Origin of the sequence: uncultured Roseibium sp. (genome assembly GCF_963675095.2) — a bacterium.
Classification (GTDB): domain Bacteria; phylum Pseudomonadota; class Alphaproteobacteria; order Rhizobiales; family Stappiaceae; genus Roseibium.
Map to the genome: position 1 here is coordinate 256,653 of NZ_CAXXSJ010000069.1, position 11,927 is coordinate 268,579.

The window sequence follows — 11,927 nt, forward strand, 5'->3', positions numbered from 1 at the left end:
ATGGATCCTTTCCTGCCGGGTCAAAGCCAGAGGATTTCTTTTCTGTAGTCGATGTCGGTCAAAAGGGCCTCGGCCGGGCCTTCGTGGAACACCGCGCCGCGTTCGAGCGCGAACACCCGGTCCGACAGAGCCAGGACGAGGTCCAGGTTATGTTCCACGATCAGGATCGGAAGCTCCTGCCGCAGCTTGTCGAAGACGGTGAAGAGTTCCTCGACGATGGCCGGAGCCAGTCCCTCGAAAGGCTCGTCCAGAAGCAGGAGCTTCACATTGCCCGAAAGCGCCCGGGCCACCGCCAGCATCTGCTGTTCGCCACCGGAGAGGTAATCGGCCGCCGTGTGATAGCGTTCCTTAAGGCGCGGGAACATGTCGAGGATCTTCTCCTCGCTCCACACCACCGCACCGTCGCCATCCGTCGACCGCGCCAGACGGCCGAGCGCGAGATTATCGCCGACGCTCATGCCGGAGAAGATGCCCCTCCCTTGCGGAACATAGCCAACACCGGCCCGCGCGATATCGGGCGCGGACAGGCCGACAAGTTCCTGACCGTCGAACCGGATGCTTCCGGTTTTCGGTGGCACGAGGCCAGCCAGGCTCTTCAACAGCGTGGACTTTCCGGCCCCGTTGCGGCCGAGCAGCGCCACGATCTCGCCTTTGCGGATATTCAGGGTCGCATCGTTGAGAATATGGCTCTTGCCGTAGAAGGTGTTGATGCCCTCGATCACCAGCAGCGGTTTGGCCGCCGCGTCCAGGCCGGCCACCCGGCCGGTGACCGGCGGCGTGCCAGTGCCGGTGTAGATTTCCTGCACATGCTTGTCGGCACGCACCGCTTCCGGACCACCGGTCATCAGGACTTCGCCCTGGTTCATGACCGTCACTTCATGGGAAAGCGACAACACCCGGTCCAGATCATGCTCGACGATAAGGACCGGAATATTTTCCGCCATCCGCCGGACCAGACTGGAAACGCGCTCGCGTTCCGCCGCCGCAAGGCCGGCCAGAGGTTCGTCCAGCAGCAGGATCTGCGGCTTGGAGGCCAGCGCAATCCCGAGATCGACCAGACGCTGACCGCCATAGGACAGGTCGCCGCCGTTGATGTCCTCGATCCCTTCCAGCCCGAGGAACTTGGTCAGCTCTTCCGTATGCTCATGCACGTCGTCGTAGCTGTCGATATCCCGCCAGGAATTGTAACGGCAGGTGTGTTTGGCCTGGATGGAAAGACGCAGGTTCTCGTAGATCGACACCCCTTCGAACAGGTTGGTGATCTGGAACGACCGGGCCAGTCCCTTTTCCGCGATTCTATTGGCGGAAAGCCCTTCTATCGGGTTGCCATTGAGCCGGACCGCGCCGCCGTCGGGCGGGAACATGCCGGAAATCAGGTTGAAGGTCGTGGTCTTGCCGGCGCCGTTCGGTCCGATCAGGGCATGGATCTGGCCGCTGTCAACGGTCAGGGAGACCTGATTGACCGCCTTGTAGCCGCCGAAGCTCTTGTCGATGGCCTCGACCTGAAGCACCGGACCGGAGCGCGGTTCCGGACGAAGGAACCCGGGAAGAGGCAGACCGTCGTAGATCTTCCGACGGCTCATGGCAGCCGTTTCTTCCGGCGCCGGCCGCAGCTTGTTGCGGATCTGCCCCCAGATCCCGGCGATACCGCCCGGAGAGTAGAGCACGAAGGCGACGAAGATCAGCCCGAACCAGAGCAGCCAGTTGCCCGTCCAGATGGAGAACATCTCGCGGAACAGGATGTAGAACATAACCCCGATCGCCGGACCGAGAATATTGTTCATGCCGCCGATGACGACCATTGCCAGCAATTCGCCGGAGAATGCCACAGAGGTGGTCTCCGCCGACACCAGGTAGTGTTCGAAGCCGGAGAGCGCACCGGCAAGACCGGTGATGACGGCGGAAAGTACATAGGAAATCAGCTTGTAGCGCTGAATGTCATAGCCCTGAAAGGCAGCCCGTTCCTGATTTTCCCGGATCGCGACCAGCACATGGCCGAACGGCGACCTCAGCAGGCGGATCATGAAGAACAGGACCAGCACGGCGACCACGGAAATGAAGGCGTAGTAGTTGATGCTGTCATCGAGATCGATCGGCCCGAGCGTTCCCCGCACCAGATTGCCCAGACCGTCCTCGCCGCCGGTCACTTCGGTCCAGCGGAAGGCGATGGTGTAGCTGAGCGCGACCAGAGCCAGGGTCAGGAGGGCGAAATAAACGCCCCTGCGCCGCAGGATCAGCATGCCGATCACCAGCGCCATCGCGGCGACGAAGACCATCGACAGCAGGATGGGCAGAATAATCTGGTCGGCGAACAGGTTTCGCTGGGCAAGTGCTGCCGCATAGGCCCCCATGCCGAACCACATGGAATGGCCGAAGGAATGAAGCCCCGTATAGCCGACCAGAAGATTGAGGCCAATGGCGGCGATGGCCAGGATCACCACGACGGATGCCGTGTTCACCGTGAGGCCGATCATCGGCAACAGCACCGGCAGGACCACCATCACGGCCACGCCGATCCAAAGCGGCTGGTATTTTTGCAGAAGTGTCGTTTTCATTATTCGAATTTCTCGATCCGCTCACCCAGAAGTCCGCGCGGACGGAACATGAGCACCAGGAACATGAGGACGTAGATGGAGGCGGCACCGGCCGCCGGATAGAAATAGATGGTCACCCCGCGGACGACGCCGACGAGAAGTGCGGCCAGGATCACGCCCCAGAAGCTGCCGAGCCCGCCGATGATGACGACAACGAAAGCGACCGTGATGATTTCCGCGCCCATGGCGGGATGGACGATGGTGATGGGCGCAAACAGAGCGCCGCCGAGTGCCGCGATGGCAACACCGAGCACGATGACCGTGGTCATGTAGGGTTGGAGCCTGATCCCGAGTGCTGCGACCATGTCGGGCTGTTGAATGCCTGCGCGCACCACGCGGCCGAACGAGGTCTTGTTTAAAAGCATCCAGATGCCCGTCAGGACGACAATCACGACGCCCAGGAGGAACAACCGGTACTTGGAAAACAGGAAGTCGCCGATGAAAACCGGGCCCTTCAAATCTTGCGGCAGGGAAACCGGGATCGGGGCCGCGCCCCATATGATCCGGATCAGCTGTTCGCCGACCATGGCGAGCCCGAAGGTGACCAGAAGGCTCAGGATCGGATCAGCACGGTAGAAACGGCGCAGGATGAAACGCTCGAACAGAATTCCGAGCAGTCCGACGATCACGGGCGACAAGACCGCCCCACCGGCAAAGCCGAAAACCTTGGCAATCTCGATCGAGATGTAGGCGCCGAGCGCATAAAAGGCGCCATGCGACAGGTTCACGATGCCGCCGACGCTGAAGATCAGCGACAGACCAAGGGCGATAAGCAGGTAATAGCCTCCGAGGACGAGACCGTTCACCACCTGCTCCATCAGGAAGACGAATTGCATGTCAATTTCCGAACATGGGGCACGGCGCCCTGACCTCCGGATTGCATTCAGGCCCCTGCCCTCGCGCTCCGATTGTCAGAGAGGATCTTCGACTTGCGGTTTCCGCCGGATCCGCCGTGCAGACTTTCCTACGGACGGGCGTCGAAGGACGCCCGTCCAGCTTCAGGTCTTCAGACTGCGATGCGCGTCAAAGCTTGCATCCGTTCTGTTCGACGGTCGGGAAAATCGATTCCAGAGTTTCGTCCGCCGCCGGGACTGGACCGCCGAGAACGATCATGTCGTGCTCGTTTTCCGCCTTTTGGTCGACCGAGAAAGCGAAGGCTTCCTGGATCAGCTGGTGATCGCCTGCCCGGAAATAGCCGTCCCGGTTTTTCAGGAGATCGAACTTCTGTCCGGATTCCAGATACTCGATCAGGTCCGACGTGCCCACGGACTGGGTATCGCCGATCGCCTTGGCCATGATCCGCATAGCCACGAAGGAAATCCAGGAGTGGTTCTCAGGCAGTTTCCCATAGGCTTCCTTGAACGACGACACGTAGGCCTTGGTCCCTTCGGTATTCAGGGTGTCGTACCACGGGGTCGGCCAGGTGCCGCTCAGGTTGCCGATGCCGGCCGCCCAGGCGTCGGCCGTGTTCAGGTTGAAACCGACCGTCGGGAACGGGAGACCGTATTCGGAATACTGCTTGACGAAATTGGTCACCTGGTTGCCGGCGAGGTTCAGACAGACGACGTCCGGTTGAGCCTGACGGATCTTCAGCAGGTAGGGGCTGAAGTCGGTGACGTCGGTTGCCACCAGATCGTCGGAAACGAGAATGCCGCCATTGGCGTCGAAGAAGGCCTTCGCGGCGCGCAACAAGTCATGCCCAAAAACATAGTCGGCCGTCAGCGTGACGAATTTCTTGCCATTGACCATGCCCTCGCGCTTCAGCGCGCCACCGACCGCGTTCACCATCACGGTATTCGGAATGTCGGTACAGAACATATACTTGGAACAGCTGTTGCCGCGCAGGGTGTCGGAGCGCGGTCCGACAGCGATGAACAGTTTCTTGTTGCGCTCCGCGACCTGCGAAATCGCCCGTGCCGATGCGGAACTGATTTCGCCGATCAGGAAGTCGACTTTGTCCTGCTCGATCATGCGTTGCGCCTTGGTGGTGGCGACATCCGGATTGATCGAATCTTCGGAGATCAGTTCCAGCATCTTGCCGTTGACGCCACCGGCTGCGTTGATCTGATCGACGGAAAGCTTGATGCCGAGCGTGGCATATTCGCCAAGGACGCCGAGGAAGCCAGTCTTGGGGGTCAGGTGACCGACCTTGATGACGTCCTGCGCCCTGAGGATGCCCGGCATCCCGAGGACGGAACCGGCCGCGATCCCGGCCGCGCCGAGTTTCAATGCCGAGCGGCGGGTCACCAGGCTGCTGCCCGACCCACCTGAGCTGTTGCGATTAGTCATGGTATTTCCTCCCATTGTGCACGATCCACTGAGAAATATTGTTTTTCAGGTTATTCGCGCTGATCTTCGGACCAGCTTGGTCGATGATGAGTGGATTGTAGAAAATCCTTTTTTTTCGCGGAAATATTAAATAAAGAGACGGGTTATAAGGTGGACTTATGGCCAAAACAGGAGTTAGATCGTCAACATGCTAGACACACGCCAACTCCGTTATTTCGTGCAGATCGTGGAAAGCGGCAGCCTGTCCAAGGCGTCGCGTCAGTTGCTGATTGCCCAGCCGGCGCTAAGCCAGCAGCTCGCAAAGCTCGAGGACGAGGTCGGCAAGCCACTCCTGCACCGCTCCTCAAAGGGGGTTTCGCCCACCGAAAACGGCCTTGCGCTCTATCATCACGCCCGCTTCATGCTGCGTCAGCTCGACCAGGCGCTGTCGATTGCGCGCAGCGATACCGGCGCCGTTCAGGGCATGGTCTCCGTCGGGCTGCCCGCCACCACCGTCGCGGCGATCGGGCTCAGTCTCGTTCGCAAGATCCGGGAACGTTATCCGAGCATTCTGCTCAACGTGGTCGAAGGCATGAGCGGCCACATCGGCCATCTGATGCGCCTCGGCCAGCTGGATCTGGCCGTGCTGTTTTCCAGCGATATCTCCTCAGAACTCACGGTCGAGCCGCTTCTGATCGAAGAACTGTTCGTCATGATCCCGAAGCACAGCAAACTCGTCCCGCCGGGCAGAAAATCGATCACCATCCAGGAAGCTTCGGAAATTCCGCTGATCCTGCCGACTGGCTCACACGGCCTCAGGCAGCGGATCGCCGCCGAGTTCGAGAATCGGGGCCTGTCGACCAACGTGGTCGCGGAAATCGATTCCCTGTCGCTGCTGATGAACTGCGTCTATGACGATATCGGCGCCACCATCAAGCCGATGGGGGCAGTCATGCAGGAAGGTGCCAGAGGGCGCCAGTGGCGTTGCCTGCCGATTTCGGATGCCCGGTTCCGCCGGCGCAACTTCCTTTATTCGCTTGCCCCCGAACATCTGTCGACCGCGGCAGCCGTGGTCGCAAAGGAATTGAAGGAAACCGCGCAGGAACTGATCGACAACCATGAGTGGGAAGGTTTCGAGGACAATTCGGTGTTGCGCACCCTGGCCTCCTCAAGCGTTATGATCTGACGCCAGCCGGAAAGGATTTCGGCGCGGATAATGCCCGCGCCGAAGCTGTGTAGAAAAAGCGCTGTTCGCCTATTCGTCTTTCAACGGCGTCGTAACCACGATGAAGGTCAGATCGCCCAGTCCGGAATTCTGGATCGAGTGCCAGCATCCCGGCGGAATGAAGATGACATCGTGCTTGCGCACCACCTTCGTTTCGTCGTCGATCTCCATCAGGCCCTCACCGTCGAGAACGTGATAGACCTGCTCCTGCACCTTGTGAACGTGGCGCTCCACATAGGCCATCGGCTGGTAGGTGGAAATCCGGTAGTCCAGCTGCGCGGATCCGGTTGTATCCGGATGCACCAGAGCCTTGGACAGCGCACCGCCGAAGTGTCCCGGAAACTGCTGCCACGGCTCTTCCGCGATGTTGCGGATACATGCTTTGCCTTTTTCGGCCATTCGTTTTCTCCCTTGAAAGTCAATCCGCATCGCCGGGGCGCCAGGGCCTACCGAACACCGGCTGTTTCGGTACGATCGGCGGCAATTCCCAGGCACCGGTCGCCGGCGGCCTGATGTCGGCATCCACATGAACGTCGATCAGGGCCGGACGGTTGGCGGCGATCGCCTGTTCCAGCACCCCTGCAAAATCCTGCGACCGGGTGACGGTGTAGCCATCGACCCCGGCAGCGCGCGCCCAGGCGGCGAAGTCCGGGTTGTAGGGTTCGTGGTTCGGGCCCTGATAGAAGGCCGTGCCGTATTCGCGGCCGTCGAAATAGGCGTATTGCAGATCGCGGATCGCGCCCCAGGCGAAGTTGTTCCACACGATCCAGACCACGGGAATGTTGTACTCCACCGCAGTGCACAGCACATGGGGCACCATGGTGAAGCCTCCATCGCCGCAGACGGAAATCACTGGCCGGTCGGGGGCGGCCAATTTCGCCCCCAGCGCCGAACTCGGACCGAAGCCCATGCCGGAATAGCCCCAAGTGTTCAGCATCGACTGCGGCCGGCGCGATTCCCAGAACTGCATGAACCAGTTGTGGTGAATGCCGGAATCCAGGGTGATGATGCCGTCATCCGGCAAGATCTTGCGGCAATCGGCGACAATCCGCTCCGGTCGGATCGGCGAGCTATGCATGTCAAATCCGGGCTGTACGAATTTGTCCCACTCAGCCTTCCAGCCGACGATCTGGGAGCGCCAGCCTTCCAGACGCTCGCCGGCCCCGATATTGCGCCGGTCGAGTTCGCTGAGCACCTGGCGCAGGAAGGCCCTGGCATCGGCGAGAATGCCCATGTCCGGCGGATAATTGCGGCCGATTTCGGCGTGGTCGACATCCACATGGATAAGCTTCGTTTCCGGGAAATTCCAGGAATAGCCCGGCATCCACGACGAGGCCGAGCGATCGTCGAAGCGCGCACCGACGGCCAGCACAAGATCGGCATGACGGCCGGCCTGGTTGGCCTGATAGGCGCCGTTGCGTCCGATGAAACCGAGTGACAGCTCATTGCGCATGTCCATGCAGCCCATGCCGTTCGGCGAGCTGATCACCGGAATGGACAGCCGTTCGGCAAGAGCGACCAGTTCACCGGCCGCTTCCGACAAGGTCACGCCGTGACCGATGAAGATCACGGGACGCTCAGCCGCCAGCAGCCAGTCCGTTGCCTGGGCGATGTCCGCTTCGCTCGCCCCGCTACGCCGGGAATTGAAGCCCGCCCATGCCGGCTCTTCCTTGACTTCGGCCTCTTCGACGAAAAGGTTGTAGGGCACATCCAGATTGACCGGGCCCGGGCGGCCGCTGGTCATTGTCTGGGCCGCTTGGCGCATGGCGAGCGGCAGCATTTCGACCCGTGTCGGCTGGAATGAACGCTTCACCACCGGCTTGATGACGTTGTTGAAATCAGCCTGATGATGCTGGTTCAGTTCCTGGAACGGCCCCCGGTTGAACTGGGACGTCGGCACGTTGGCCGTGATCGAAAACACGGCCGAGGAATCTGTCTGCGCGACTGCCAGCCCCATGATCAGGTTGGCGGACCCGGGCCCGGTCGACGTCAGGGTCGCGGCCGGTTTGTGGCTGACCCGGAAGAAGCCGTCGGCCATATGGGCTGCGGTCTGTTCATGACGAGGCGAGACCAGCTTGACCTCGTCCTTCACGTCGTAAAGCGAATCCAGAAGCCCCACATTGCCATGGCCGCAGATCCCGAAGACATACGGGATCTTCTCCTTGACCAGAAATTCGGCGATGAGGTCGCCGCCCTTGCGTTTCGTCATGTTTCCTCGCCTAAGCGTTTTCTCTTGTGATGGAAGCGGCGGTATCGACGGCGGCCGCATGGCGCGCCGCGATCCAGCCGAAAGTCATGGCCTGGCCTAACTGGGCACCGGCCCCTGGATATTCGCCGCCGAAGGCGGACTGCATGTCGTTGCCGCACACATAAAGCCCCGGGATCGGCTTTCCTCCGCCATCCAGAACCTGCGCATTTTCGTTCGCAACAAGCCCACGGCTGGTGCCAAGCGGAGTCGGCCAGACCGCGACCGCATAAAACGGAGCTTTGCTAATCGGACCGATACACGGATTGGGCTTGACTCTAGCGTCACCATTGCCGCGGTCGTAAATCGCCTCGCCCTTGAAGAACTCCGGGTCACGGCCGTTCTTCGCGTAGCAGTTATAGCGTTTCACCGTTGCTTCCAACGCATCGGCCGGGACACCGATTGCACCGGCCAGCTCCACAATGGTCGCGCCCTGTTTCAGGTAGCCGTTCTCCACGTATTTACGCAAACGCGGCGTTCTCGGCCGGATAAGACCGAGGCCGTATTTGCTGATAAAGCCCCGGTCGACCACCAGCCAGGCCGGCACCGCCGCGCCATTGCCGCCACGCGCATACATGGCGCGGACGAACTCGTGATAGGAGACGGCTTCGTTGGTGAACCGGTTGCCGGTGGCATCCACCGCGATCAAGCCCGGCTTCGAGCGGTCCAGCACGATATGCGGATAGACCCCCGTGGACCCGTCGGGCCGCGTCATGAGCGAACTTGGAAACCACTGGGCATTGTCCAGGCCTTTGGGGCCAAGAACCGCTCCGGCAGCAAACGCCAGATCCAGCGTCTTGCCCACACAGCCGGGCGCTGCCGGGGTATACCGGGCCACCGGTTCTGGAAGGTTTTCAGCACGCTTTTCCGCACTTGCCGGAAACCCACCGCCGGCAAGGACCACGCCACGGCGGCTGGAAATGCGGACCGGTTTGCCATTATGGATCATCTCCACGCCGACGACACGGTCGCCATCGCGGACAAGTCTCGTGGTTTCCGCTCCGGTCAACACCGTTACCTGCCGGTCCTGCAGCGCCTTCAGCAAGCGGCCAACAAGCGCATTGCCGAGCACCAGCCGGGTCCCACGCTTGTAGGTGAACCGCTCCGCAAGGAAACGGGTCACCAGCCGCAACCCGAGCCACATGGCCGCCGGGTCGCGATCCGCGCGCAGCAGCTTGAACGCCTCGACACGGGTTATCATCAGGCCGCCAAACAGCATGAGTTCCGGCAGCGGCCAGGCCAACCGATCAAAATCCGCGCCAAGATCCCGGCCATCGAAGGCCAGCGGCTCCAGAGGCCGGCCACCGGAGGCCGCGCCTGTCACATCCTGGCGATAATCGGGTGCGGTCATGTAGGGCTTGAAGCGCAGGTCCGCATGCGCCTCCAGATCGGCGAGCATCTTCGGCGCCGCATCGAGAAAAGCCTGCCACATGCTCCGCTCACCCCGTTCACCAACCAGACCGGACAGATAAGTTTCAGCCCTTTCACGGTCGCCTTCGATCCCTTCCGCCCGCATCAGGTGATTGTCCGGCACCCAGACCGTTCCCGATGACCTGGCACTCGTCCCGCCGATAACCGGCTGGTGCTCGAGAACGAGCACATCGAGCCCGGCGAGCGAAGCAGACAAAGCCGCAGTCAACCCGCCAGCGCCGCTGCCAAGAACGACAAGATCGGCTTCCAAAGGTTCGGTAACCGGGATGTGCTCCCGCTCGCTTCGCATGACTTCAACGCCGCTCGTCACTTCGCGCAGGCAACCGGGTTACCCGCCACGCAAAAATCTGAGGCGAACTTCTTCGCGGCCAATTTTTCCTCCCACCCCGGAGCTTGGTCCGGTGATTAGCCGCATACGCTGGCACGCATACCGACACGACTCTACTTTCCGAGTTTGACAATGTAGAAGAGCCGAACGCGTTGGAAAAATATCAAAATCCAAACGGGCTATAAGCCCAGCATATAGGACGAAGCGCGCCGCGAACCTGGCTGCTGCCGATTTGGCTCACGGCCTGGAATACTGCCGAAGCTTCCTCCTCGTCCCCCTTGGGCTGGGAAAATACAGCAGTTTCCAATGCCATATGCCTTGCGCAAATATCGGGCCTTCGCCGCCAGACGCGTTCATCTTCTGATCGAAAAGAACATATCGAGCGCCATTGCGATCACGGCGCTCTTGTCTTCCAGCACCTTGAAGCCGGATATATATTTGCGCACGCCATATTGCATGATGCCGCCGTGCATCAGCCAGACCGGCTCGAGTTCCTCCAGGGAGACCTGGGCATCGTCTTCCCTGCCCTGTTCGACCCGAAGTTCACGCACCAGCCGCTTCAGGATCAGTTCCTCGACGACGTGATTGTACCAGCGGTTGATCTGGGCATCGCGCAGGCTGGCGAAATAATAGATCCGCAGCCATTCCGGTTCGAAGATCGTGTCGGTATAGGCGTTGTAGAAGGTCTCGAAACGAGCGCGGACCGGAAGCTCCCGGTTCTTTAACAGCACGTCCCAGTCGGAATTCCAGCGGTCGAGATAGACCTTGCGGTAGACCGCCTCGATCAACTTGTCCTTGTTCGGAAAGTACCGGTAGAGGAGCGGCTGGGTCACGCCGATGCGGCGCGCCAGTTCGCGAGTACTGCCTTCGAAACCGACTTCGGCGAAATAGCTCGCGGCAGCGGCGATCATGCTGTTGATGCGCTCTTCCGGCGGCAACCGCTTTTGAGGCTGCTTCTTCTGCCGCTTTTTTTCAAGAACCGGCGGATCGATCAGACCGCTCCAATTCTCGTCATCTCCCTGCACGCGTTCTCTCCGCCCCTTTGACAGGTTCTTATAGACGATTTTTTCCGGAGTTGCAGCGTAACGATTTATCATGTGATAAATTATTTTGAAGTCCGGATTCGAACCAACCGGGCAATGGGGGATTGCGCATGATCGTATGGGGACGAACCACCTCGATAAATGTCCAGAAGGTGCTGTGGCTGCTGAACGAGCTCAATCTCCCGTTCGAGCGGATCGATCTCGGCGGGAAATTCGGTGGCCTGGACGCGCCGGACTACCGCGCGCTCAATCCCACGGGCAGGATCCCGACCCTCGCCGACGGTTCCGTGGTCGTGTGGGAATCGAACGCCATCCTGCGCTATCTCGCCGGCAGTTACGGCAATGCGGACATCTGGGGGGAGACCTGGGCGGAACGCGCCCGCGCCGACATGTGGATGGAGTGGTTCCAGAACAGCATCTATCCGGACTTCATCACCGCCTTCTACCAGTGCGTCCGGCTACCGGCAGCGGAACGCGATCCGAAGAAACTGGCCGACGCCACCAGGGTCCTGACAGAGGCCTATACCCAGTTCGACAGCGAACTCCAGACCCGCAGCTACGTGGCCGGCGATCATTTCACCATCGGCGATATCCCGGTCGCCGCCAGCCTGTACCGCTATTACACCATGGGGCTGGATCAGCCGGACCTGCCGGCGCTTTGGTCCTATTACAAGCGGATTGCGGCGCGTCCGGCCTACAAGGAGATCATCATGACTTCCTACGATTCCTTGAGGGTTACGGAACCGACCTGACGCCCGCCCGCAACCACGGGCGGGGTCTGTTTCGGCAAGTC

9 protein-coding genes are annotated in these 11,927 nt (G+C 60.7%); 2 read left to right on the forward strand and 7 right to left on the reverse strand.

The window, feature by feature from the left end; all coding sequences use genetic code 11:
• Positions 1-20 precede the first annotated feature (20 nt).
• From ABIN98_RS27720 to ABIN98_RS27730, 3 genes are all read right to left on the reverse strand, one after another.
• Positions 21-2,555, reverse strand: coding sequence for a branched-chain amino acid ABC transporter ATP-binding protein/permease (locus ABIN98_RS27720; protein WP_346915283.1), 2,535 nt, complete (start codon positions 2,553-2,555; stop codon positions 21-23).
• Entirely contained in the window at positions 2,555-3,430 is an 876-nt protein-coding gene (locus tag ABIN98_RS27725) for a branched-chain amino acid ABC transporter permease (RefSeq protein WP_346915285.1), read from the reverse strand. Before ABIN98_RS27725 ends, ABIN98_RS27720 begins: the two co-directional genes overlap by 1 nt.
• Positions 3,431-3,617: 187 nt before the next feature.
• Positions 3,618-4,883, reverse strand: coding sequence for an ABC transporter substrate-binding protein (locus ABIN98_RS27730; protein ID WP_346915287.1), 1,266 nt, complete (start codon positions 4,881-4,883; stop codon positions 3,618-3,620).
• A gap of 187 nt (positions 4,884-5,070) precedes the next feature.
• Here ABIN98_RS27730 and ABIN98_RS27735 point away from each other — a divergent pair, with 187 nt between their 5' ends.
• Positions 5,071-6,048: a LysR substrate-binding domain-containing protein gene (locus tag ABIN98_RS27735; protein ID WP_346915289.1), complete on the forward strand. Its 978-nt coding sequence runs from the start codon at positions 5,071-5,073 to the stop codon at positions 6,046-6,048.
• 69 nt (positions 6,049-6,117) lie between these two features.
• Here the strand turns inward: ABIN98_RS27735 and ABIN98_RS27740 are convergent, their stop codons facing one another.
• From ABIN98_RS27740 to ABIN98_RS27755, 4 genes are all read right to left on the reverse strand, one after another.
• Entirely contained in the window at positions 6,118-6,486 is a 369-nt protein-coding gene (locus ABIN98_RS27740) for a cupin domain-containing protein (RefSeq protein ID WP_346915291.1), read from the reverse strand.
• 19 nt (positions 6,487-6,505) lie between these two features.
• Positions 6,506-8,296: a thiamine pyrophosphate-binding protein gene (locus ABIN98_RS27745; RefSeq protein ID WP_346915293.1), complete on the reverse strand. Its 1,791-nt coding sequence runs from the start codon at positions 8,294-8,296 to the stop codon at positions 6,506-6,508.
• Positions 8,297-8,306: 10 nt separating this feature from the next.
• Entirely contained in the window at positions 8,307-10,073 is a 1,767-nt protein-coding gene (locus tag ABIN98_RS27750) for an FAD-dependent oxidoreductase (protein ID WP_394701641.1), read from the reverse strand.
• Between the two features lie 371 nt (positions 10,074-10,444).
• The gene (locus ABIN98_RS27755; protein ID WP_346915297.1) at positions 10,445-11,116 is read right to left on the reverse strand and encodes a TetR/AcrR family transcriptional regulator; all 672 of its coding nucleotides are present in this window, start codon (positions 11,114-11,116) and stop codon (positions 10,445-10,447) included.
• Between the two features lie 128 nt (positions 11,117-11,244).
• Here ABIN98_RS27755 and ABIN98_RS27760 point away from each other — a divergent pair, with 128 nt between their 5' ends.
• Entirely contained in the window at positions 11,245-11,886 is a 642-nt protein-coding gene (locus tag ABIN98_RS27760) for a glutathione S-transferase family protein (RefSeq protein WP_346915299.1), read from the forward strand.
• The last annotated feature ends 41 nt before the right edge of the window (positions 11,887-11,927 follow it).